Origin of the sequence: Castellaniella sp. S9 (genome assembly GCF_027257175.1) — a bacterium.
In the GTDB taxonomy this organism is placed as follows: Bacteria; Pseudomonadota; Gammaproteobacteria; order Burkholderiales; family Burkholderiaceae_B; genus Castellaniella.
In genome coordinates, this window is record NZ_JAPFGD010000007.1 from 39,736 (window position 1) to 60,443 (window position 20,708).

25 protein-coding genes are annotated in these 20,708 nt (G+C 67.6%); 9 read left to right on the forward strand and 16 right to left on the reverse strand.

What is annotated here, in order from left to right; genetic code table 11:
- Window positions 1-6: 6 nt before the first annotated feature.
- Complete coding sequence (locus OOZ48_RS12425) at window positions 7-972, forward strand: tyrosine recombinase XerC (protein WP_269498796.1); 966 nt, start codon at window positions 7-9, stop codon at window positions 970-972.
- A gap of 78 nt (window positions 973-1,050) precedes the next feature.
- Here OOZ48_RS12425 and OOZ48_RS12430 read toward each other — a convergent pair whose 3' ends face one another.
- From OOZ48_RS12430 to OOZ48_RS12445, 4 genes are read right to left on the reverse strand one after another with little or no spacing between them, the layout of a single operon-like run.
- Window positions 1,051-2,031 (reverse strand): metal ABC transporter solute-binding protein, Zn/Mn family, encoded by a 981-nt coding sequence (locus OOZ48_RS12430; protein ID WP_442867589.1) that lies wholly within the window; start codon window positions 2,029-2,031, stop codon window positions 1,051-1,053.
- Between the two features lie 39 nt (window positions 2,032-2,070).
- Window positions 2,071-2,970 carry a metal ABC transporter permease gene (locus OOZ48_RS12435; RefSeq protein ID WP_269498799.1) on the reverse strand — a complete coding sequence of 300 codons (900 nt, stop codon included), beginning with the start codon at window positions 2,968-2,970 and terminating at the stop codon, window positions 2,071-2,073.
- Window positions 2,967-3,689, reverse strand: a complete 723-nt coding sequence (locus OOZ48_RS12440) for a metal ABC transporter ATP-binding protein (RefSeq protein ID WP_269498801.1) — start codon at window positions 3,687-3,689, stop codon at window positions 2,967-2,969. The genes OOZ48_RS12435 and OOZ48_RS12440 overlap by 4 nt, the downstream gene beginning before the upstream one ends.
- On the reverse strand, window positions 3,680-3,823 hold the full coding sequence (locus OOZ48_RS12445; protein WP_269498803.1) for a hypothetical protein: 144 nt from the start codon (window positions 3,821-3,823) through the stop codon (window positions 3,680-3,682). The genes OOZ48_RS12440 and OOZ48_RS12445 overlap by 10 nt, the downstream gene beginning before the upstream one ends.
- Window positions 3,824-4,116: 293 nt before the next feature.
- On the opposite strand from OOZ48_RS12445, the gene OOZ48_RS12450 reads away from it, so the two are divergent.
- The 4 genes from OOZ48_RS12450 to hslU all read left to right on the forward strand — a co-directional run bounded on the left by OOZ48_RS12450 (window position 4,117) and on the right by hslU (window position 7,731).
- A complete protein-coding gene (locus OOZ48_RS12450; RefSeq protein ID WP_269498804.1) occupies window positions 4,117-5,223 on the forward strand; it encodes a CobW family GTP-binding protein in 1,107 nt (368 codons plus the stop codon).
- A gap of 79 nt (window positions 5,224-5,302) precedes the next feature.
- On the forward strand, window positions 5,303-5,743 hold the full coding sequence (gene dksA / locus OOZ48_RS12455) for an RNA polymerase-binding protein DksA (RefSeq protein WP_269498805.1): 441 nt from the start codon (window positions 5,303-5,305) through the stop codon (window positions 5,741-5,743).
- 111 nt (window positions 5,744-5,854) lie between these two features.
- The gene (hslV, locus tag OOZ48_RS12460; protein WP_269498806.1) at window positions 5,855-6,388 is read left to right on the forward strand and encodes an ATP-dependent protease subunit HslV; all 534 of its coding nucleotides are present in this window, start codon (window positions 5,855-5,857) and stop codon (window positions 6,386-6,388) included.
- An 11-nt stretch (window positions 6,389-6,399) separates the two neighbouring features.
- Window positions 6,400-7,731, forward strand: coding sequence for an ATP-dependent protease ATPase subunit HslU (hslU, locus tag OOZ48_RS12465; protein ID WP_269498807.1), 1,332 nt, complete (start codon window positions 6,400-6,402; stop codon window positions 7,729-7,731).
- 18 nt (window positions 7,732-7,749) lie between these two features.
- On the opposite strand, the gene OOZ48_RS12470 is transcribed toward hslU, so the two are convergent.
- Complete coding sequence (locus tag OOZ48_RS12470; RefSeq protein WP_442867583.1) at window positions 7,750-8,055, reverse strand: copper-binding protein; 306 nt, start codon at window positions 8,053-8,055, stop codon at window positions 7,750-7,752.
- A gap of 134 nt (window positions 8,056-8,189) precedes the next feature.
- Here OOZ48_RS12470 and OOZ48_RS12475 point away from each other — a divergent pair, with 134 nt between their 5' ends.
- Both OOZ48_RS12475 and OOZ48_RS12480 read left to right on the forward strand, forming a co-directional pair.
- Window positions 8,190-8,624, forward strand: coding sequence for a GNAT family N-acetyltransferase (locus OOZ48_RS12475; protein ID WP_269499141.1), 435 nt, complete (start codon window positions 8,190-8,192; stop codon window positions 8,622-8,624).
- A gap of 26 nt (window positions 8,625-8,650) precedes the next feature.
- Window positions 8,651-9,211 (forward strand): cob(I)yrinic acid a,c-diamide adenosyltransferase, encoded by a 561-nt coding sequence (locus OOZ48_RS12480; RefSeq protein ID WP_269498808.1) that lies wholly within the window; start codon window positions 8,651-8,653, stop codon window positions 9,209-9,211.
- Window positions 9,212-9,248: 37 nt separating this feature from the next.
- Here the strand turns inward: OOZ48_RS12480 and OOZ48_RS12485 are convergent, their stop codons facing one another.
- Together OOZ48_RS12485 and OOZ48_RS12490 are read right to left on the reverse strand one after the other, a co-directional pair.
- The gene (locus OOZ48_RS12485) at window positions 9,249-9,776 is read right to left on the reverse strand and encodes a carboxymuconolactone decarboxylase family protein (protein WP_269498809.1); all 528 of its coding nucleotides are present in this window, start codon (window positions 9,774-9,776) and stop codon (window positions 9,249-9,251) included.
- A gap of 20 nt (window positions 9,777-9,796) precedes the next feature.
- Window positions 9,797-11,122, reverse strand: coding sequence for an aspartate aminotransferase family protein (locus tag OOZ48_RS12490; RefSeq protein ID WP_269498810.1), 1,326 nt, complete (start codon window positions 11,120-11,122; stop codon window positions 9,797-9,799).
- 125 nt (window positions 11,123-11,247) lie between these two features.
- Between OOZ48_RS12490 and OOZ48_RS12495 the strand changes: the two genes are divergently transcribed.
- Together OOZ48_RS12495 and OOZ48_RS12500 are read left to right on the forward strand one after the other, a co-directional pair.
- Window positions 11,248-12,114 carry a MurR/RpiR family transcriptional regulator gene (locus tag OOZ48_RS12495; RefSeq protein WP_269498811.1) on the forward strand — a complete coding sequence of 289 codons (867 nt, stop codon included), beginning with the start codon at window positions 11,248-11,250 and terminating at the stop codon, window positions 12,112-12,114.
- Between the two features lie 45 nt (window positions 12,115-12,159).
- Window positions 12,160-13,161, forward strand: a complete 1,002-nt coding sequence (locus tag OOZ48_RS12500) for a C45 family autoproteolytic acyltransferase/hydolase (protein WP_269498812.1) — start codon at window positions 12,160-12,162, stop codon at window positions 13,159-13,161.
- Here the strand turns inward: OOZ48_RS12500 and OOZ48_RS12505 are convergent, their stop codons facing one another.
- The 9 genes from OOZ48_RS12505 to OOZ48_RS12545 all read right to left on the reverse strand — a co-directional run bounded on the left by OOZ48_RS12505 (window position 13,162) and on the right by OOZ48_RS12545 (window position 20,659).
- Complete coding sequence (locus tag OOZ48_RS12505; protein WP_269498813.1) at window positions 13,162-13,482, reverse strand: c-type cytochrome; 321 nt, start codon at window positions 13,480-13,482, stop codon at window positions 13,162-13,164.
- 50 nt (window positions 13,483-13,532) lie between these two features.
- Window positions 13,533-14,621 (reverse strand): copper-containing nitrite reductase, encoded by a 1,089-nt coding sequence (gene nirK, locus OOZ48_RS12510; RefSeq protein WP_269498814.1) that lies wholly within the window; start codon window positions 14,619-14,621, stop codon window positions 13,533-13,535.
- A gap of 138 nt (window positions 14,622-14,759) precedes the next feature.
- Window positions 14,760-15,599: a formylglycine-generating enzyme family protein gene (locus OOZ48_RS12515; protein ID WP_269498815.1), complete on the reverse strand. Its 840-nt coding sequence runs from the start codon at window positions 15,597-15,599 to the stop codon at window positions 14,760-14,762.
- A 271-nt stretch (window positions 15,600-15,870) separates the two neighbouring features.
- Window positions 15,871-16,689 (reverse strand): enoyl-CoA hydratase, encoded by an 819-nt coding sequence (locus OOZ48_RS12520; RefSeq protein ID WP_269498816.1) that lies wholly within the window; start codon window positions 16,687-16,689, stop codon window positions 15,871-15,873.
- 58 nt (window positions 16,690-16,747) lie between these two features.
- Window positions 16,748-17,410, reverse strand: a complete 663-nt coding sequence (gene lipB, locus OOZ48_RS12525; protein WP_442867584.1) for a lipoyl(octanoyl) transferase LipB — start codon at window positions 17,408-17,410, stop codon at window positions 16,748-16,750.
- Between the two features lie 11 nt (window positions 17,411-17,421).
- Window positions 17,422-17,697: a DUF493 family protein gene (locus OOZ48_RS12530; RefSeq protein ID WP_269498817.1), complete on the reverse strand. Its 276-nt coding sequence runs from the start codon at window positions 17,695-17,697 to the stop codon at window positions 17,422-17,424.
- Window positions 17,694-18,557, reverse strand: a complete 864-nt coding sequence (locus tag OOZ48_RS12535) for a D-amino acid aminotransferase (protein WP_269498818.1) — start codon at window positions 18,555-18,557, stop codon at window positions 17,694-17,696. The genes OOZ48_RS12530 and OOZ48_RS12535 overlap by 4 nt, the downstream gene beginning before the upstream one ends.
- A 30-nt stretch (window positions 18,558-18,587) precedes the next feature.
- Entirely contained in the window at window positions 18,588-19,811 is a 1,224-nt protein-coding gene (locus OOZ48_RS12540; protein WP_269498820.1) for a D-alanyl-D-alanine carboxypeptidase family protein, read from the reverse strand.
- Window positions 19,812-19,999: 188 nt separating this feature from the next.
- Window positions 20,000-20,659: an alpha/beta hydrolase gene (locus OOZ48_RS12545; protein WP_269498821.1), complete on the reverse strand. Its 660-nt coding sequence runs from the start codon at window positions 20,657-20,659 to the stop codon at window positions 20,000-20,002.
- Window positions 20,660-20,708 lie beyond the last annotated feature (49 nt).

A 20,708-nucleotide genomic window follows, 5' to 3' on the forward strand; every position in this document is an offset into this window, starting at 1 on the left:
GTATCCATGACACCCACCACCGGCGACACACAATCGATCGAGGCATGGCTGGCCGCACTGGGCGAACAACAGCGCTATGCGGCGCACACCATCGCCAGTTATCGGCGGGACCTGGCGGCCCTACGGCGCTGCCATCCGGAGCTGGCGCTGGACAGCCTGACGGAATCGCACATCCGCCAGGCGCTCGCCCGCCTGCACGCCCAGGGTCTGAAGCCTCGCAGCCTGGCGCGCGCACTGGCGGCGTGGCGCGGCTATTTCGAATGGCGGGCCCCGGCCGCCGGGCTCGAGCACAACCCCGCGCATGGCGTGCGTGCGCCCAAGATCCCGCGCACACTGCCCAAGGCCTTGTCGGTGGACCATGCCCAGGCCCTGCTCGACCGCAACGGCCTGCCGCCGGCCGAGTCGGCCGTCGAACGGCGCGACCTGGCGATGTTCGAGGTCCTGTATTCCAGCGGACTGCGCCTGGCCGAACTGGTCGGGCTGGATCACGTGCCCACGCGCGAGGATGGCTATGCCTCGCACAGCTGGATCCAGCTTGACGAGGGCGAGGCCGTGGTCCGCGGCAAGGGCGGCAAGACACGCATCGTCCCCCTGGGCGGCCGGGCCATCGAGGCGCTGCGCGCATGGATGGCCGTACGCGCGACGCTGCTGCCCGCCCACGCCGATGCGGCCACCCGCGCGGCGCTGTTCCTGGGCGCCCGCGGCGCGCGCATCAGCCCGCGGGTGGTCCAGCTGCAACTGGACCGGCTGGCCCGACGCGTGGGCTTGCCGCTGCATGTGCATCCGCACAGCCTGCGCCACAGCTTTGCCAGCCACCTGCTGCAGTCGGCCCAGGACCTGCGCGCCGTCCAGGAACTGCTGGGGCACGCCAATATCTCGACTACGCAGATCTACACGCGCCTGGATTTCCAGCATCTGGCGGCCAGCTACGACCAGGCGCATCCGCGGGCGCACCGGAAATCGCGCGATTAGGGCTCCGCCGAACAAATCATGGGACGGGCAGACACCGTGGAGCATGCGGAGGCGCCGTAAATCGATGCGCTACCGGTGTCATCCCCTCATGGCTTCCAGGATCAGCCGCGCATTCCAGCGGAACATCCCCAGGTAGGTGCCGGCGGGCGCGCCGGGCGCATCCAATGTGTCGGAATACAGCGTGCCGCCGATCCGGGCGCCGGTTTCCTGGGTGATGCGCCGCATCAGTGTCGGATTCACCGCCTTTTCAAGGAACATCGCCCGGATACCACGGTCGCGGATCTGGTCGATGATCCGCGCGAGGGCGCCCGCCGCGGGCTCGGCCTCGCTGGACAGGCCTAGCACCGAGACGATCCGGATGCCGTAGGCCTGGCCCAGGTAGCCGAATGCATCGTGCGTCGTCATCATGACGCGCCGCGCCGGGGGCACGGCCTCCAAGTCGTTGCGCCAGGCCCGATCCTCGTCCTGCAGGCGCAGGGCATAGGCGTCGGCACGCCGGCGATACTCATCGGCATGCGCCGGATCCGCGGCGGCCAGGCCGCGCGCGATGTTGCGCACATAGATTACGCCATTGGACAGGTCCTGCCAGGCGTGCGGGTCGACGTCGCCCGCATGGCCGTGGCCATGGGGTTCGTGGTCGTGGGTTTCATGCCCATGCGCCTCCAAGGCCTGTTCCTCGTCGCCGAGGACGCGCGGCCGCACGCCGTCCGAGGCCACGACGTCCAGGCCCTTGAAGCCCGCGGCATCCAGCAGGCGCGGCAGCCAGCCTTCGAATCCCAGGCCGTTGCGCACCAGAACCTGCGCAGCCCCCAATGCGCGCGCATCGCGAGGCGTGGGTTCGAAGGCATGGGCATCGCCATTGGGACCGACAATGGCCTGGATGTCGATGCGATCCCCGCCCACCTCGCGAACCATATCCGCCAGGATCGAGAACGTGGCCACCACCCGGATGCGGTCCGAGGGCGCCTGCGCATGCGCCCTCGGCAGCATCGCACCGCAGAGGACGAGCACGGCGGCGGCGGACCAGGCCGACAGGCTGCGCGCCGGCCGGCGACGCATGGACGCGGCGCCTGCCTGGAGAATGGTATTCCGCATGGATCAGGACCCCATGGATTCGAGCAGACGGGCACGACGCTGGCGCGATTGCCGCACGAGCTGCAGTATCCCGCCGTGCGGCCCGATGGCCACCGAGACGAAATACAGGAGCCCGGCCGCCAGGATGATGGCCGGTGAGGCAGGCACGTCCTGGTAATAAGACACCAGCAGCCCCGCATACGAGGACGCCGCGCCCAGGGCGGCGGCCAGGATCATCTGCGAGCCGACCGAGCGGACCCAGAAGCGGGCGGCCGTGGCGGGCAGCATCATGATGCCGACCACCATCAGCGTCCCCAGGACCTGGAAGCCGGCCACCAGGTTCAGCACCAGCAGCAGCAGGAAGGCCATGTGGGCCCAGGCGCCGGCACCGCCCTCGGCCCGCAGGAACAAAGGATCCAGGCACTCGATGACCAACACCCTGAACAGGGCGGCCAGCGCCAGCAGGGTCACACTGCTGACCGCCGTCACCAGCAGGAGGGCGGCGTCGTTCAGGCCCAGCACCGTGCCGAACAACACGTGAATCAGATCCATATTGGTGCCGCGCAGCGACACCAGCAGAACGCCCAGCCCCAGCGACACCAGGTAGAACGCCGCAAAGCTCGCGTCCTCCCGCAAGGGCGTCAGACGCGACACCAGGCCCGCCAGCAGGGCGACCACGACGCCGGTGACCAGGCCACCCAACGTCATCGCCGACAAGGACAGGCCGGCCGTCAGGAAGCCGACCGCGACGCCCGGCAGGATGGCATGGGCCATCGCGTCGCCCATCAGGCTCAGGCGACGCAGCACCAGGAATACACCCAGCGGGCCCGCGGCAAAGGACAGCGCCCAGGCACCCGCCAGCGCGCGGCGCATGAAACCGTAGTCGATGAACGGCTGCGTCAGCAGCTCCAGCCAGAGATTCATGTCAGCGCCCCTGCGCACAGGTGGCGGGCAAGGTGCAGGTTGGCGGGACTGAGGACCTGCTCCGTCGCCCCCCATTCCACCACTTGCCCGGCCAGCAGCAGGGTCTGGGGAAAATAGGCGCGCACGATGTCCAGGTCGTGCAGCACGGCGATCACGGTGCGCCCCTCGGCATGCCAGGCATGCAACAGGTCCAGCAGATCCTCGGTGGTGGCCCGATCCACCGCGGAAAACGGTTCGTCGAGCAAGATCACCCGGGCATCGCGCAGCATGAGCCGCGCAAACAGGGCACGCTGCAACTGGCCGCCGGACAGGGTGTCCACCGGCCGGCGGCCCAGGCCCGCCAGGCCCACCACGCGCAGCGCATCCTCGACCCCCTCGAGGCCGGCCTCGTCCAGGCCGCGCCAGGCGCCCACGCGGTGCCAGGCCCCCAGGGCCACCAGGTCGAAGGTGCTGATGGGAAAGGCGAGATCGAGTTCGGCGGATTGCGGCAGGCAGGCCAGGCTGCGGGCCAGACCCGCGCCCACGTGGATGCGCCCGCGCAGCGGATTCAGGCGGCCTGCGATTCCCTTGACCAGGGTGGACTTCCCGGCCCCGTTGGGGCCCACGATGGCGGTCAGCGAACCCTGCTCGAAGGCGCCGCTGGCATCGCGCACCGCGACGCGGTCGCGCCAGCCCAGCCACACGCGCTGCAATTCGATCGCCGGCTGCCCTACCACCATTGCATCGCCCAGCCGGTCAGGATCCACAGGAAGACTGCGGCAATCGACGCGCGCAGCATGCGCCGGCCGGCGGAGAGCAGCAGCACCGAGCCGCGATAGCGGCGCGGCCGCTGGAATAAGGACAATCTGGGCATGATGGGATGGGCAAGGCACCGGATCGGTGCGGCGAACTTGTTATGTTATAACATAACCATAAGACCGAGTTGCGCGCCGTCTGCGCCAGCCGCCAGGCGACCGGCCACCCCTGAACCCGCTGCCGGCCCGGGTAGGGTACGATGGATCATGGATGCGACCCTCACGTTTGCCCTAAAGCATGGGCTGTGATGTAATCGCTTGTTGATTTGATTGCGCGAGGCCTTACCAGCGGCTGGTTGGCGTACCCTGGCAGAGCTTTGGATGGATGCCTTGCGCGGCCTGCGAGGCACCTATGAAAGCTGCGACAGAACTGGACACCATGATTCCCGTGACCGTGCTTACGGGATTCCTCGGCGCGGGCAAGACCACCTTGCTGCGCCGCATCCTGACTGAATACCACGGCCAGCGCATCGCGGTCATCGAAAACGAGTTCGGCCCCGAGAACATCGACAACGACCTGCTCGTGCAGGACAGTGACGAGCAGATCGTCGAATTGAGCAACGGCTGCGTCTGCTGCACCGTGCGCGGCGACCTGATCCGCACGCTCAACGACCTGGCGGCCCGCCGCGCGGACGGCGGCCTGGCCTTCGACCGGGTCATCATCGAAACGACCGGCATGGCCAACCCCGGCCCCGTGTGCCAGACGTTCTTCATGGACGACGACATCGCCGATACCTATCGGCTCGATGCGGTCATCACCGTCGTGGACGCCAAGCACGGCATGGCCACCCTCGACCGCCAGGAGGAATCCCAGCGCCAGGTCGGCTTTGCCGATCGCCTCCTGATTTCAAAAAAGGACCTGGTCAACGACGCCGACTACCAGGCATTGCGCGCGCGACTGGTGCGCATCAACCCGCGCGCCTCGATCACGCCGGTGCATTTCGGCGAAACCGACATCGAGGCCCTCCTCGAGGTCAGCGGCTTCGATCTCGATGCGATCCTGAACATCGATCCCGAATTCCTCGAGTCCGAAGACCACGATCATCACGATCACGCGCATCATGGCCACCACCATGACCACGGCCATGATCATGATCACGACGAGGACGGCCACGCCTGCGGTCCCGGATGCGGCCACGATCACCATCACGCGCACCACGACGACGAAATCGGCGCCTTCGTCTTCCGCTCGAACAAGGCCTTCGACCCCGAGCGCCTCGAGGAATTCCTCGGCGGCATCGTCCAGGTCTACGGCCCCGACCTGCTGCGCTACAAAGGCATCCTCTACCTCAAGGGGATCAATCGCCGCATGCTGTTCCAAGGCGTCCACATGATGATGGGCGCCGAACCCGGCAAACCCTGGCTTGCCAGTGAAAAGCCCAATACCCGCATGGTCTTCATCGGCCGTAAACTTCCCCAGGACATCTTCACCCAGGGGCTCGAGCAATGCCTGGCCTGATCCCGCACTATGCGCCGCACCGGCAAGGCGGCAGCGGGTGAACGCCATCCGGCACGATAATCAGAGTAGAGGAAACACCATGGCTAGCAAATCCAGCACGAAATCCCAGGTCCGCCTGCTGACGGAAAAGGAACTGTTGGCGATGCCGGAAAAGGACTACATGAACGATGCACAGCTCGCGTTCTTCCGCGACCGCCTGCACCGCCTCGAACACGAAATCCTCACGAACGCCGGCGCCACCACGGAAAACCTGCGCGAGACCCAATACGTCCCCGACCCGGCCGATCGCGCCACCATCGAAGAAGAACACGCGCTCGAGCTGCGTACCCGCGACCGCGAGCGCAAGCTGCTGAAAAAGGTCCAGCAGTCCATCGCCCGGATCGATGCCGGCGAATACGGCTGGTGCGAGGAAACCGGCGAGCCCATCGGCATCGCCCGCCTGCTGGCCCGCCCCACCGCCACCCTGTCGCTCGAGGCGCAGGAGCGCCGCGAAATGCGCCAGAAGCTCTACGGCGACTAAGTCCGGCACTCGCAGGACCCCACGGCCCCGCCCGATCAGACCCCGGCGGGGCGCCGTGCCTTGAATCCGGCTGTCCCGCCCCCATATGAACGGCTCACAGCAAGGATTCCCATGGAACAATTTCACGCCACCACCATCGTCTGCGTCCGCCGCGGAGAGGACGTCGCGCTGGGCGGCGACGGCCAGGTCACGCTCGGCAACATCGTCATCAAGGGCACGGCGCGCAAGATCCGCCGCCTCTACCACGACCGCGTCCTGGCGGGTTTCGCCGGCGCCACGGCCGACGCCTTCACCCTGCAGGAGCGCTTCGAGGCCAAGCTGGAAAAACACCAGGGCCACCTGATGCGCGCGGCCGTCGAGCTGACCCGCGACTGGCGCACCGACCGCATCCTGCGCCGGCTCGAGGCCATGCTCATCGTGGCTGACCGCGAGCACACCCTGATCCTGTCGGGCAACGGCGACGTCCTCGAGCCCGAACACGGCCTGGCCGCCATCGGATCGGGCGGCGCCTACGCACAGTCCGCGGCCCGCGCGCTGCTCGAGAACACCGACCTGCCGCCCGCCGAGGTCGTCAAGAAGTCCCTCGAGATCGCGGGCGAACTCTGCATCTACACCAACCAGAACCACATCGTCGAAACACTTTAGGCCCGTCCATCATGTCCGCCTCCACCATGACCCCCAAAGAAATCGTCTCGGAACTGGACAAGCACATCGTGGGCCAGGACCGCGCCAAACGCTCCGTCGCCGTAGCGCTGCGCAACCGCTGGCGCCGACAGCAGGTGCCCGAACCCCTGCGCCACGAGATCGTGCCCAAGAACATCCTGATGATAGGCCCGACCGGCGTGGGCAAAACGGAAATCGCCCGCCGCCTCGCGCGGCTGGCCAATGCGCCCTTCGTCAAGATCGAGGCCACCAAGTTCACCGAGGTCGGCTACGTCGGCCGCGACGTCGACACCATCGTGCGCGACCTGGTCGAGGTCGCCGTCAAGCAAACCCGCGAGACCGAGATGCGGCGGGTGCGCGCCCAGGCCGAGGACGCCGCCGAGGACCGCATCCTCGACGCCCTGCTGCCGCCGCCGCGCAACGCGCGCGGCGAGCCCGAACGCGACGAGAACAATACCCGCCAGATCTTCCGCAAGCGCCTGCGCGAGGGCCGTCTGGACGACACCGAGATCGAGGTCGAGGTCGCCCAGGCCGCGCCTCAGATGGAAATCATGGCGCCCCCGGGCATGGAGGAAATGACCGAGCAGCTGCGCGGCATGTTCGCCGGCCTGTCGCAGGGCAAGACCAAGACCCGCAAGCTCACGGTCAAGGAGGCCTTTCGCCTGATCATCGAAGAGGAGGCGGGCCGCCGCATCAACGAGGAAGAACTGCGCGGCCGCGCGGTCTCGCTGGCCGAGCAGCACGGCATCGTGTTCCTCGACGAGATCGACAAGATCGCCGCGCGCCAGGAGCAAGGCGGCGCGGACGTCTCGCGCCAGGGCGTCCAGCGCGACCTGCTGCCGCTGGTCGAGGGCACGACGGTCAACACCAAGTACGGCATGGTGCGCACCGACCACATCCTGTTCATCGCCTCGGGCGCGTTCCACCTGTCCCGCCCCTCGGACCTGATCCCAGAACTGCAGGGCCGCTTTCCCATCCGCGTGGAACTCGACTCACTGACGGCCGAGGACTTCGTGCGCATCCTGGATGCGACCGACGCATCGCTGACCAAGCAATACCACGCACTGCTGGCCACCGAGGACATCGAGCTGGACTTCACCGAGGCGGGCATTCGGCGCCTGGCCGAAATCGCCTTCGACGTCAACGAGCGCACCGAGAACATCGGCGCCCGCCGCCTGTACACGGTGATGGAGAAACTGTTGGAGGACCTGTCCTTCGAGGCTGCCAATCCGGGCGCCGACAAGGTCGTGATCGATGCGGCCTACGTCAACGACAAGCTCGAGGCCACGGCGGGCAGCCAGGACCTGGCGCGCTACGTGCTGTAGCCGGGACCCGCGCAAGGCTTATTTGGACAGCTTGGTGACCACGTACTTGCCATCCTGGCGGGTGGCGGTGAACTTGACCGTGTCGCCGACCTGGATTCCCGCCAGCAAGGCCGGATCGATCCGGTAGACCAGCGTCATCGCCGGCAGGTCCAGCGCGCTGATGGCGCCGTGCTTGATGGCGATCCGGCCCTGCGCGGCATCCACGCGCCGGACCTCGCCGCTGGCCTGGGCCTCCTGCGCCTGGGCCGGCACGGCAACCACGGCAACCGCAGCCAGGGCGGCAAGCGCCACGGCGCCTGATCGCGAAAACATCGTTCCAGGCATACGCTAAACTCCTTTTCCGTATCCCGTTTCAACACCCCAATATAACGCCAAAAGGAAGCACCTTGCCCGATCCCGTCCCCGGTTATATTCTGCGGCCCGCCATCGAAACCGACATCCCCGGCATCCTCGCGCTGATGCGCGAGATGGCGGAATTCGAACGGCTCACCGGGATCTTCAAGGCCACCGGGGACAGCCTGCGCGCGAGCTTCTTCGGCCCGACGCCGGCGGCCCACTGCCTGGTCATCGTGCCCGAGGACGACGATCGGACGCCGATCGCCTACATCATGTGGTTCCATAACTATTCCAGCTTCCTGGACAAGCGCGGCCTGTACCTCGAAGACGTGTACATTAGCCCTGCGCACCGGGGACGCGGCCTGGGCGGCTGGGTCCTTCGGCACCTGGCGCGCCTGGCGGTGGACCTGGACTGCGGACGCTTCGAATGGGTGGTCCTGGACTGGAACCGGAACGCCATCGAATTCTACGAGCACCATGGCGCCGAGGTCCTGCACGACTGGCGCGTGGTGCGCGTGACCGGCGACGCGCTGCGGCGCCTGGCGCAGACTCCCTGACATTCCGACCGAACGCGAGGGCAATCATGTCCATCCGGCTTTCCATCATCAGCACCCGCACCGGCGACGACGGCACCACCGGACTGGGCGACGGGACGCGCCTGCCCAAGGACGCGCCGCGCATCGCCGCCCTGGGCGACGTCGACGAACTCAACAGCATGATCGGCCTGTGGCGCACCGAGGCCCTGCCGCCCGACGTAGCCGCGCTGCTCGGGCGCATCCAGAACGAGCTGTTCGACCTGGGCGGCGAGCTCTGCATCCCCGGCCACGCCGCCGTGACCGAGGCCCACGTGGCGCGCCTGGACGAGGCCCTGGCGCATTACAACGCCGGGCTGGGTCGCCTGCAGGAATTCATCCTGCCCGGCGGCTGTCGGGCCGCCGCGCTGGCCCACATGGCGCGTACGCTCGCCCGGCGGGCCGAGCGCGCCGTGGTGGCGCTGGACCGCGAGGAGGCCGTCAATCCCCCGGTGCGCCAGTACCTGAACCGCCTCTCGGACCTGTGCTTCGTGCTGGCGCGCACACTGAACCGCGCCGCCGGCGTGCCCGATGTCTGCTGGACGGGACCTCAGCACGCCTCAGGGGCGTAAACCGCCCCACCGCCAAGCCGATCCGGCGCCGGCGGCCTCAGCGCGCGTCGGCCGAGTGGACATCCAGGGCCTCGAGGAAGCGCGACACCATGTTGTAGGTGGCGATGGTCGCGGTCAGCTCGACCAGGCCGCGCTCATCGAAATGCGGCCGCAGGGCATCGAACACCGCATCCTCGACCTGCACCGACAAGGTCATCGCATCGGTGTAGGCAAGGACGGCGCGCTCGCGGGCATCGAACACGCCCTCGGGCAGGGCGCGTTCACGCAAGGCGTCCAGCTGCGCCTGGGCCAGGCCTGCGCGCCGCGCGATCGGCGCATGCTGGTCGGCCTCGTAGGGCGCCCGGTTGAGGTGGGCGATGCGCATGATGACCAGTTCGCGGATCGCGCCGTCCAGCCCGGTCTGCTGGCGGATGCGGGTCAGGTGCGCCAGCCACCCTTCGGCCACCGGCGGGCTGTGCAACAGCATCTGGTACAGGTGCAGCACGCTGCCGCGTTCGGCGACGATGCGCTCGACCAGCGCCTGGGTCGAGCCGTCCGCCAGGTCCGCATATCCGATTCTTGCCATGGGTATCGTCCTTTGCCGGGTCAGGCGGGCAGCACGTCGCGCACGCTGCGCGCCAGGCGCTCGACGATCTCGTCGATGTCGGCGGCGGTGCTGATGAAGGGCGGCGCCAGCAGCACATGGTCGCCATGCACGCCGTCGATGGTCCCGCCCATCGGATAGACCATGAGCCCATTGGCCATGGCTTGGCGCTTGAGCTGGGCGTGGGTCTTGCGGGCGGGGTCCAGCACCGATTTATCGGCCTTGTCCCGCACGAACTCGACGCCGGTGAACAGGCCACGGCCGCGGATGTCGCCGACGTTGGGGTGATCGCCCAGGGCCTCGCGCAAACGGGCGCGCAATTGCTCGCCGCGGGCACGCACATTGTCCAGCAGGCCATCGCGCTCGATCACGCGCTGCACCGCGAGGGCGCCGGCGCAGGCGGTGGCGTGGCCCATATAAGTGTGCCCGTGCTGGAAAAAGCCGCTGCCGCCGACGATGGTGTCATAGATCCGGCGGCTGGCCAGCATGGCGCCGATGGGCTGATAGCCCGCCCCCAGCCCCTTGGCGATCACCAGGATGTCGGGGGCCACACCGTCCTCGGCGCAGGCGAACAGGTGGCCGGTGCGGCCCATGCCGGCCATCACCTCGTCGAGGATCAACAGTACGCCATGGCGGTCGCAGACCTCGCGGATGCGCTGCAGGTAGGTGCGCACCGGCGGCAGCACGCCGGCCGTCGCGCCCACCACGGTCTCGGCGACGAAGGCCGCGACGTTTTCCGCGCCGATCTCGAGGATTTTTTGCTCGAGTTCTTGCGCCAGCCGTGCGGCGTATTGCTCCTCGGTCTCGTCGGCGCGCTGGTCGCGATAGGCATAGCAGGGCGAGACGTGATGGGCGGGGACCAGCAGGGGCAGGAAAGGTGCGCGCCGCCAGGCATTGCCGCCGATCGCCAGCGCCCCCAGGGTGTTGCCGTGGTAGCTCTGGCGCCGGGCGATGAACTGGCTGCGGGAATCCTCGCCGCGTTCGACGAAATACTGGCGCGCCAGTTTCAGCGCCGCCTCCACGGCCTCGGAGCCGCCGGATACGAAATAGACGTGGTCCAGGTCCCCGGGCGCGCGGGCGGCCAGGAAGTCGGCCAAATCCTCGCAAGCCTGCGTGGTGAAGAATGAAGAATGGGCGTAGGCCAGTTCGTCGAGCTGCGCCTTGATGGCCGCGATCACGTCGGGGTGGCCATGCCCCAGGCAGGACACGGCCGCGCCGCCGGAGGCGTCAATGTACTCGCGACCGTCCTCATCGAACAGGGAAACCCCCTGTCCGCGTACGGCGCGTTTCAGCGTATGCTGGGGGTTGCGATGAAAGACATGGGTCATGGCGGGGGTCCCAGGCGTCCTCGGCCGATCGTCGCGGCACGCCGTTTATTCAACAAGTGTTTCGTGTATCATAATACTTGGAACAAATAAATCAATCCCCCCGAGGCTTTTCCCGACCGACCGTCATGCAAGCGCCACAGTCCCTGGAAGCCCTGGTCCAACACATCCAGTCCTGCTACAAGGACTTGAGCCCGCAGTTCCAGATCGCCGCGCGCTATCTGATCGACCATCCGACCCAAGTGTCGATCCTGTCGATGCGCAAGATCTCGGCCTTGGCCGGCGTACAGCCGGCCACGCTCGTGCGGCTCGCCCAGCACTTGGGCTATGCCGGCTGGGAGCCCCTGAAATCGGTCTTCAACCGGCAACTGCGCATGGTGCCCGGCGGCTACGCCGACCGCGCCCAGGCGCTGGTCGCCGACCACCCGTCCGAGTCCGCCGACTGGATCCGCGGCACCCAGGCGCAATCGGCCAACCTGCTGGCGCTGGGCGCGGCCAACGCGCGGGCGATGCCCGAGGCGGTCGAACGCTTGCACCGGGCGCGGCGGCTGCACATCGCGGGGTTTCGTTCGTCGCATCCCGCGGCCTTCAGCCTCAAGTACCTCTGCAGCCTGTTCCGTCCCGACGTCTACCTGCTGGACAACACCGCCGGCACGCTCGACCAGGACCTGCGCCACCTGGGCCCCGAAGACACCATTGTCCTCATCAGCTTCGCGCCCTACTCGCGCGAAGTCCGCCAGATCACCGAGGCCGCGCGCCGGCAAAGCTGTCCCATCATCGCCCTGTGCGACAGCAAGCTCGCGCCGGTGGCCATCGAGGCCGCATGCGTACTGACGTTCACGACGCACAGCGGTTCCTTCTTTCCGTCCACCGTGGCCGCACAGGGTCTGGTCGAGGTGCTGGCCCAGCAACTGCTCGTGCGCGCCGGCGCGCGAGCCGTGCAAGGCCTGGCGCACGCCGAGGCGCAACTGCACGACAGCGGCGCCTACCTCTGAGGCGGCGCGGCATGGCGGCATCGTTTCCACACCAGGAGAATCACCGTGCTGGCATGGCTGCGCGCTGAAGGATCCCATCGCGACATCGGGCTGGCGCTGGGGCGCTGGGGGGCCGAGGCCTGCCACGGCCATCTGCTGCGCTCGTCCGCATGGGCCGGCGTACAGCGCTGGCGCGGCAGCGCCGAGGCTGCGGCCATGCGCGCGCATGTCGAACAGGCCTTTCCGTGGATCATGGACGAGCTCTCGGGCCTGGCCGAAGGGCTGGGACTACCGCTAGAGGACGTCTTTCTGTGGAATTGCCGAGGCGACCTGTGGGCGATGGCGCCCGACGGCTGCACCACCGTGCTGGCCGCCGCGCGCCTGTCGCACAACGAGGACGGCGATCCGGGCTTCGCCGGCCGCTGCGGCCTGGTCGACCTGCGGCCGCCCGATGGCCCGGCCTTCGTATCCTTCGTCTACCCGGGGTCCATCCCGGGCCACACCTTTGCCGTCAACGACGCCGGTCTGGCCATGACCGTCAACAACATCCGGGCGCGCCGTGCCCCGCCCGGCATGCCGCGCATGGTGCTGACGCGGGCCGTACTGACGCTGGGCACGCCCACGGACGCCGTGGCGCTGCTGCGCGCCCACCCGCGCGCCGGCGCCTTCCACCTGGGCATCGGCACGGCCGGCGGGGACGCCACGTACAGCGTGGAATTCTCATCTGAAACAGTGTCCGCCGAACGCGTGGCCGCCGGCAGGCGGGTCCACGCCAACCATGCCATCCACGCCCTGCAGGCCGGCCTGTCCCAGGTCGTCACGGCCTCGTCGCGGCACCGGCAGGCGCGCGGCGACGCCCTGTTGGCACAAGGGACCGAAGCCCTCGACATCCTGGCCGATCAAGGCGATGCGGCCGAGCCCATCTACCGGAACTCGGCCGCCGATACGGATGACGAGAACACCATGGCCACCGCGGACATCGACCTCGGCGGGCCGCTGGCCGCATGGACGGTGCAGGCCCCCCCGGGCGACATCCGGTTCCGCTTCGAGGGGATCCGCCGGCTGTGATCAGCGCACCCGGCTGACCATGTATTCGACGGCCGCGCGCAGGGCGGCGTCGTCGGCCTTGGTGCCGCCGCGCGCCGGCATGGCGCCCCTGCCGTTGATGGCCACGGCCATCATCTCGTCCATGCCACGCGCGATGATGGGTTCCCACGCCTTTTTATTGCCGAGCTTGGGGGCGTTGGCCGCGCCTGTGCTGTGGCAGGCCACACACGAGGATTTATAGAGCTTTTCACCCGAGGGGTTGACCTTGCCGCCATCGGCGGCCATCGAGGCGAAAGGCGCGAGGGCCAGTGCGAGGGCTGCGATACCGAGAGTCTTGAACATGAGGGTCTCCTGAGAGGCATGGCCCAAGGCCATGCCCGTTGTTTCATGGGTTATTTGGCGGTGACTGGCCGGGGCGCGGCCACCTGCTTCATCAGGTCGTCGTTCCACTTGCCGTCCACCTTGACGTGGCCGGCAGCGCCCAGCTCGAAAGCCTCGATCAGGTTGTGATTGACGTAGGCGTAGACCCCGGGCTGCTTGAAGGTGTAGAACGCCGCACCCGCCGAACCGCCGCGGATGAACCAGGTCTCGAGGTCTTTCTCGGGCGCATTAGCGAACTTGCCGGTTTCCCAGACCCAGTCGCCGTGGCCGCCGATCAGGTGGGGGCGGGTGTCGCGATTGGCCGAGGCGTGGATGAACAGGACGCTTTCGCCGACCTTGGCGGTCATGGCGCCGTCGCCGGTCAGGGCGCCGACCTTGCCGTTGAACACCACGTGGGTCGGGATCAGGCCGCGCATGACCTCGACCGTATCGCCGTAGCTCTCGAGCGCAGTGTCATATTCCTTGTAATTGCCGTCCTCGTCCTTGGGGATGTACAAGTCGAACTCGCCGATGGTGTAGGCCCTGTCGTAGTGCAGCGCATTGCCTGCGGCGTCCTTGAGGCCGTCGCGCGGCAGCACCATGATGGTGCCGCTCATGCCGGACACCACGTGCCAGGGCACCATGCCCTCGGGCGCGCAGTGGTAGATGAAGACGCCCGAGCGGTCGGCCTTGAAGCGCAGCACGGCTTCCTCGCCCGGCTTGACGATCGTCAGGCTGGCGCCGCCCAGCGCACCGGTGGCGGCGTGGAAGTCGATGTTGTGCTCGAGCGCGTTGGTGTCCGGATTGACCAGCGTCAGCTCGACGTAGTCGCCCTCGTGGACGACCATGGTCGGTCCGGGCATCGAGCCGTTGAAGGTCATCGCCTGCAGGGTCGTGCCGTTTTCCTCGTCGATGACGACCTTTTTCTCCTCGATCACCATCCGGAACTGGATCACCCGCGGGGCCGCCTTGGTGGCCTGCTCGTGCGCATGCACCAGCGGGGGCGCGACCAGCTCGACCTTGACGTGCTCGAGCTTGTCCACCGGATCGGCGAGGGCTGTCCCACCCGCAAGAACGGAAGCCAGGGCGGTGGCGGCCATGCACAGACGAAAAACCTTCATGTTGAACTCCCTGATTTGTTGTGTCTTATTCGACGGTTCCATCGTGCCATGATCAGGGTTAACACTAGTTGCACTAGATCAAACGATTCCAGGTATCAGCCCGCCAAAACACCGGGTGTTTGATCTGGCGCAAACGATTCAGCCGTCGCGCACCAGGCGAAAGCCCAGATTGCTGGGCGGCAGGCCGATGGAGCAGGCACCGTTGCGCGGATCGCGGATGAAATCCGGCATGGCGGCGACGTGCGCACCGGCAAGAATGCGCACGCTGCAGTTCTCGCGCGGCGGCAGCGGCACGGTGCCGACCGTGTGGCTGGCGAAACACGTATTGGTCCATTCCCAGACGTTCCCGCCGACGTCCCACAACCCCAGGCTGTTCGTGCCGAAATGGCCGAACGGCTGGGCCGGCTTGATGCGCCCGCGGCCGCGGGCCGTACTGCGCTCGTACTCGGCCAGCCAGCGCACCGCGGGATCATCGGGATCGGAGGGCAGCGGCCCCTCCATGCGATAACGGTCGGCGGCGGCGCGCACCCATTCGGCATAGTCGGGCAGGCGCCAGGCCCGGCCGGTGGTGGCCGACAGCCACTCGGCATAGGCCGTGGCGTCGTTCCAGCTCACGCCCACGGCGGGCTTGTCGCCGGCCTGGAGGTTGCGGAACGCCTTGTCCAGGCGCTTGCAGGCGCCGGCCTGCACGCAGCGCGCATATTCGGCCTGGCTGACCTGGCGGCTCATGATGAACCGCCCTGGCTGGGTCATGGCCTCGATGACCGGAGGATCGACCGGCATGCCTCGGTCCAGGAACTCGCCGGGCACCTGCAGCGGGAACGTACCGCCCGGGATAGGGATCAGGCGCAATTCCGCCGGGGCGGCCGGCGGCGCAAGGGTGGCCGCCGCAGGCACCATCTGGGACATCGCCACGGCGGCAAGGCCGGCCGCCGCGCAGCCACCGAGCAATCCTCGCGTGCGTTTCAAGGTTTTCATGGAGCGGTCCTTTGTCGTACCCCTCCATTGAACGTGCTTTCGCGCACGGTCGCCTTGTGCTAGCGCAAACGCAGGCCGGATCGATCCGCGCCCCGCCCCTGTTGCGGGTCTAGTGTCCTGTCTGGCTAATTTCGATCCTTACCTTCGGCGCCTGGGCTCGCCATGCTGCGTTGCAAATCCTCGCGATAGCACCGGCTATCGCTGCGGTTTGCGCCTTGCCTGACAAGCCCATGCATCCGAATTTGAGTGACCAAATTAGCCAGACAGGACACTAGCGGCCGCGCCAGTGCGGCGGCCGTTTTTCGATGAAGGCGTCGATGCCCTCGCCGACGTCATCGGCCATCATGTTCTCGGCCATGACGTCGGCGGCGTAGTCGTAGGCCTGTGCCAGATCCATGCCCAGCTGGCGCTGCACCATGGACTTGCCGATGCGCACCGCCAGCGGGCTCTTGGCCCGGATCGCGTCGACCAGGCCCTCGACGGCGGCATCCAGTTCGTCGTCGGGCACCACGTGGTTCACCAGGCCGTAGGCCCGGGCCTGCTCGGCGCTGATGAAGCGGCCCGTCACCAGCATCTCGAAGGCGTTCTTCAGGGGCACGTTGCGCGTCAGGGCCACAGCCGGCGTCGAGCAGAACAATCCGACATTGATGCCCGACACGGCGAAACGCGCGCCGGCCGAAGCCACGGCGAGGTCGCAGCTGGCCACGAGCTGGCAGCCGGCCGCGGTGGCCGTGCCGTGAACCCGCGCGATGACCGGCACCGGGCAGCGCACGATGGATTGCATCACGCCGCCGCAACGGCCGAACAGCGACAGGTAGTAGTCACGGTCGCCGGCATGGGCGCGCATCTGCTTGAGGTCGTGCCCCGCACAGAACGCGCGGCCGCGCGCCGCCACCACCACGGCCCGCAAATCCTCGTCGCGCGTGCAGTCGTCGAACGCCGCCTGCAGGGCCTCCAGGACGTCCTCGGACAGGGCATTGAACTGTTCGGGGCGGTTCAGCGTGAGGGTCAACACCCCTGCATGGCGATCCACCAGCACGGGATCCCGCCCCTCGTCCGGCGGCGCGGCGCCTTCCATCGCTTGATTCATGCCTTTGGCTCCTTGTCTCGTGGCGGCGGGTCGCACACCCGCCTCGTACACAAGGGTATCAGGCCTCGGCCTGAATGTGTTCCCAGGCCCTCTGAAACCCCTCCGCCAGGCGGTCGCCGACCACGGCCGGATCGGCCGCAACCCCGCAGGCCGCCATGTCCACCGTCCGCAATCCCTCGTAGCCGCAGGGATTGATGCCCAGAAACGGCCGCAGGTCCATCGCCACGTTCAAGGCCACGCCATGGTAGGCGCAACCGTTGCGCACCTTGATGCCCAGGGCAGCGATCTTGGCGAGGTCAGGGCCCGCCGGCTCGAGCAGGGCCTGCGGGGGCACGTAGATGCCCGGCGCCCCTGCCTTGCGGCAGGCGGATACGCCATACGTCTCGAGGAGATCGAGCACGACGTCCTCGAGCAGCGCCACGAATTCCTTGACGAACACATGCCGCCTGCGCAGGTCGACCAAGGTGTACAGAACGACCTGCCCGGGACCATGATAGGTGACCTGGCCGCCGCGATTGCAACGCACGACCGGGATGCCGCCGGGGTTGAGCACGTGTTCCGGCCGGCCGGCCTGCCCCAGGGTATAGACCGGCGCGTGCTCGACCACCCAGACTTCGTCCGGCGTGTCCGGCCCGCGCGATTCGGTGAAATCCTGCATGGCCTGCCAGACGGGCTGGTAGTCCGCCGGGCGCGGCAGGCGGCGTATCCGCAGGGTCGACATCCGGGCCGCCCTCAGAGCACCACGGACACCATCTCGTGCCCGTGCAGCGCGCGATAGAGCGCATCGAGCTGCTCGCGCGATTCGACTCGCACGGTCAGGGTCAGGCCGACGTAATTGCCGCGGCCGCTGGGACGGACCTCGATGGTGCCGGGGTCGAAGGCCGGATCGAAAGTCTGCACCACCTCGGTCATGACGCGCGCGAAGTCCTCATGGGCGCGTCCCATGACCTTGATGGGAAAGTCGCAGGGATAGACGATGAGGGATTCTTCGGGCGGAATCGGTTTCATAGCGCGGCGATCGCCTCGTCGTAGGCGGCGCGCAGCGCGCGATAGACGGGCCCGGGCTGTCCCGTGCCGACGGGACGTCCATCGTGCGACAGGATGGGCACGATTTCCTTGGTGGCCGACGTCAGCATGAGCTCGTCTGCACCCGCCACCTCGTCGCGGGAAATCGGCCGGGATTCGAAGGGAATGCCGCGCGCCTGGGCGAGTTCCTCGAGCAGGCCGTAGCGTATGCCCTCGAGGATATGGTGGTCGCGGACCGGCGCCAGCAGCATCCCCTGGCGCACCACCCAGACGTTGGCCGACGAGGCCTCGCTGAGCAGCCCGTCGCGGAACTGGATCACGTCATCGACGCCCGCCTCGACGGCAGCTTGCTTGGCCAGGACATTGCCCAGCAGGGACACGGACTTGATGTCGCAGCGATGCCAGCGGATGTCAGCCAGGCTGATGGTGCGCAAGCCGGTCTCGCGAACCTCGCCGACGCGCGCGAACGGCGCCACCATGCAGAAGATCGTCGGCCGCACGCCCGCCGGGAAAGGGTGGTCGCGCTTGGCCACGCCTCGGGTCACCTGCAGGTAGAGCATGACGTCGCGGCCGCGGCTTTCGCGCGCCAGCATGTCGAGGATCAGGCGCTCCCATTGGTCGCGGGACCAGCCGGTCTCCAGGCCGATGGTGTCCAGGCTGCGCAGCAGGCGGGATACGTGGCCTTCCATGCGAAAAGGCTTGCCCCGATAGGCCGGCACCACCTCATAGATGCCGTCGCCGAAAATAAAGCCTCGGTCGAGCACGGATATGTGGGCGTCCCCCAGGCGGACGTACTCGCCGTTCAAATATACGATGCTGTCGTTGTCGACGTCCGGAATCATGGCTGGAGCCTCATGAGGGTTGGATAAAGATCACTGGAACAGCAGACGCACCTTGTCGACCAGCCGCCCGAAGAAACCGGCCTCGGGAACCGCCGCCTCGACCTGCAGGGGGACGGTCTTCAGGACCACGTCGCCCAGCGACACCCGCAGGCTGCCCATCTGGTCGCCCTTGGCCAGCGGCGCAAGCAGGGGTTGGGCGTACTGGGCGACCGACTGGATGTCGTCGGCGCGCCCGCGCGGCACGGTCACCCACAGCGCGCCCTGCACCCCGAGCCCGACCGTATCGGCCTCGCCCTCCCAGACGCGCGCCTGCACGGCCGCCTGCCCGGGGGCCAGCAGCCGCACGGTATCGAAATTCTTGAAGCTCCAGTTCAGCAGCTTGAGGCTGTTCTCGGTGCGCGCGGCATCGCTGGCCGCCCCCACCACCACAGCCACGACCCGGCGGCCGTCGCGCAGCGCGGTCGACACCAGGCAATAACCGGCCGACTGGGTATGGCCGGTCTTCAGGCCGTCGACGGTGGCGTCGGCCCACAATAGACGGTTGCGGTTGCTTTGCTTGATCTTGTTGTACGTGAACTCGCGCTGGCTGTAATAGTGCATGTACTGGGGAAAGCGATTCACCAGTGCCCGGGCCAGATTCGCCAGGTCCTCGACCGTCGTCATGTGATCGGGGTCGGGCAGACCGGTGGAATTGGTGAAATGCGTGTGCGTCAGGCCCATGCTGGCGGCCTGCTCGTTCATCATGGCGGCGAAGGCCGATTCGCTGCCGGCAACCGCCTCGGCCAGCGCCACGGTGGCGTCGTTGCCCGATTGCACGATCAGGCCTTGCAGCAGCTCGTCGACGCTGACCTCGGTATTCGGGTCGATGAACATCCGCGACCCTTCGGTGCGCCAGGCCTTTTCCGAGACGTGCACCTTCTGGTCCAGTGCCAGGCGGCCGCTTTCCAGGGCGTCGAAGATCACGTAGGCCGACATGAGCTTGGTGAGCGAGGCGGGCTCGACCGGCTCTTGAGGATTCTGGGTCGCGATCACCTGTCCGCTGGTGGCATCCAGCGTCATCCAGGCCTTGGCGCCGAGCGTGGGCGCCGGAATGTTGGAGAGTTCGCTGATCATGGCCACCGTCCCGGTCGCGGCGGGCGCCGCGTCCGCTCCCTGGGCCGGCGCCAGCGCGGGCGCGAACAAGGCGCATGCGACCGCGAGACGCGCGAAGGGGTGGCGGAACGTCGGCAGGAACGAAGGCATGGTCATGGGCATGGGGCGGGACCTTGGGGTCGGATGGAGAAACACCGGCCATTATAGGCAGTGGCATTCCGGACCCGGCGGGAGGACGGGCCGCGAAATCGAGACAAAAAGCAAGCAACTGCAACGGAAACCACCGTCGAGCCCCGAATGATGCCACGGTCGTCGCGGACCCGCCGGCGAGCGGGCGCCGGCAGTGCGGCTCATGCACGCCCCCCGGCCAGGCTGTTCAGCGAGGACTCCATGATGTCCCGCAGGATCAGGAGCTTGCCATGAAAGAAATGGCCGGCATCGGGCACCACCGTCACCGGCAGTTGCCGGGCCCTGGCGAAATCCATGGCCTCGGCCAACGGCACGACCTCGTCGAGTTCGCCATGCACCAGCAAGGTATCGCCGGGCACCTCGACCGGACGGAAACGGAAGCGTTCGACCGCGCAGCCGATCAGGATCAAACGATCGGGCAGAGGCATCCCGCGATCCGCAAGCTCGGCATACAATTGGGCCGCGACCGCCGTCCCGAAGGAGAATCCGGCCAACACCCAACGGCCGCCGGCGGCCTGGGCATGGGCCTGGGCAAACTGCTCGACCAGCATGCGCATGTCGGTGGTCTCGCCTTCGGCACGGTCGAAGGAGCCCTCCGAGGCCCCGACCCCACGGAAATCGGGCCGCAGCGCCGCCAGCCCGTGCTGCACACAGGCACGGGCCACGGTGGTGACGATCTTGTTGTCACGCGCACCGCCATGCAGTGGATGAGGATGCAGGACCAGGGCCCAGCCCGACGGCGCATCGCCCGGCAGGTCCAGCACGCAGTCGATGGCGCCGGCTGCGCCCTGGAATGTCGCTTTCTGGGTACGCAACAACATTTTGACGAGAATCCTTTACACCGACCGGCATACGATACACAGACCGTCC

Excerpts from the sequence above, each read along its gene's own strand:
- OOZ48_RS12485 (WP_269498809.1), bottom strand. The coding sequence starts at position 9,776 with ATGGCAAGAATCGGATATGCGGACCTGGCGGACGGCTCGACCCAGGCG.
- OOZ48_RS12505 (WP_269498813.1), bottom strand. The coding sequence starts at position 13,482 with ATGTTCAAGACTCTCGGTATCGCAGCCCTCGCACTGGCCCTCGCGCCT.
- OOZ48_RS12440 (WP_269498801.1), bottom strand. The coding sequence starts at position 3,689 with ATGGTGGTAGGGCAGCCGGCGATCGAATTGCAGCGCGTGTGGCTGGGC.
- OOZ48_RS12515 (WP_269498815.1), bottom strand. The coding sequence starts at position 15,599 with ATGAAAACCTTGAAACGCACGCGAGGATTGCTCGGTGGCTGCGCGGCG.
- lipB (WP_442867584.1), bottom strand. The coding sequence starts at position 17,410 with ATGTCGACCCTGCGGATACGCCGCCTGCCGCGCCCGGCGGACTACCAG.
- OOZ48_RS12425 (WP_269498796.1), top strand. The coding sequence starts at position 7 with ATGACACCCACCACCGGCGACACACAATCGATCGAGGCATGGCTGGCC.
- OOZ48_RS12430 (WP_442867589.1), bottom strand. The coding sequence starts at position 2,031 with ATGCGTCGCCGGCCGGCGCGCAGCCTGTCGGCCTGGTCCGCCGCCGCC.
- OOZ48_RS12445 (WP_269498803.1), bottom strand. The coding sequence starts at position 3,823 with ATGCCCAGATTGTCCTTATTCCAGCGGCCGCGCCGCTATCGCGGCTCG.
- OOZ48_RS12535 (WP_269498818.1), bottom strand. The coding sequence starts at position 18,557 with ATGATTCCGGACGTCGACAACGACAGCATCGTATATTTGAACGGCGAG.
- OOZ48_RS12495 (WP_269498811.1), top strand. The coding sequence starts at position 11,248 with ATGCAAGCGCCACAGTCCCTGGAAGCCCTGGTCCAACACATCCAGTCC.
- OOZ48_RS12450 (WP_269498804.1), top strand. The coding sequence starts at position 4,117 with ATGAAAGCTGCGACAGAACTGGACACCATGATTCCCGTGACCGTGCTT.
- nirK (WP_269498814.1), bottom strand. The coding sequence starts at position 14,621 with ATGAAGGTTTTTCGTCTGTGCATGGCCGCCACCGCCCTGGCTTCCGTT.
- OOZ48_RS12490 (WP_269498810.1), bottom strand. The coding sequence starts at position 11,122 with ATGACCCATGTCTTTCATCGCAACCCCCAGCATACGCTGAAACGCGCC.
- OOZ48_RS12435 (WP_269498799.1), bottom strand. The coding sequence starts at position 2,970 with ATGAATCTCTGGCTGGAGCTGCTGACGCAGCCGTTCATCGACTACGGT.
- OOZ48_RS12470 (WP_442867583.1), bottom strand. The coding sequence starts at position 8,055 with ATGCCTGGAACGATGTTTTCGCGATCAGGCGCCGTGGCGCTTGCCGCC.
- hslU (WP_269498807.1), top strand. The coding sequence starts at position 6,400 with ATGTCCGCCTCCACCATGACCCCCAAAGAAATCGTCTCGGAACTGGAC.
- OOZ48_RS12480 (WP_269498808.1), top strand. The coding sequence starts at position 8,651 with ATGTCCATCCGGCTTTCCATCATCAGCACCCGCACCGGCGACGACGGC.
- OOZ48_RS12545 (WP_269498821.1), bottom strand. The coding sequence starts at position 20,659 with ATGTTGTTGCGTACCCAGAAAGCGACATTCCAGGGCGCAGCCGGCGCC.
- dksA (WP_269498805.1), top strand. The coding sequence starts at position 5,303 with ATGGCTAGCAAATCCAGCACGAAATCCCAGGTCCGCCTGCTGACGGAA.
- OOZ48_RS12520 (WP_269498816.1), bottom strand. The coding sequence starts at position 16,689 with ATGAATCAAGCGATGGAAGGCGCCGCGCCGCCGGACGAGGGGCGGGAT.
- hslV (WP_269498806.1), top strand. The coding sequence starts at position 5,855 with ATGGAACAATTTCACGCCACCACCATCGTCTGCGTCCGCCGCGGAGAG.
- OOZ48_RS12530 (WP_269498817.1), bottom strand. The coding sequence starts at position 17,697 with ATGAAACCGATTCCGCCCGAAGAATCCCTCATCGTCTATCCCTGCGAC.
- OOZ48_RS12540 (WP_269498820.1), bottom strand. The coding sequence starts at position 19,811 with ATGCCCATGACCATGCCTTCGTTCCTGCCGACGTTCCGCCACCCCTTC.
- OOZ48_RS12475 (WP_269499141.1), top strand. The coding sequence starts at position 8,190 with ATGCGCGAGATGGCGGAATTCGAACGGCTCACCGGGATCTTCAAGGCC.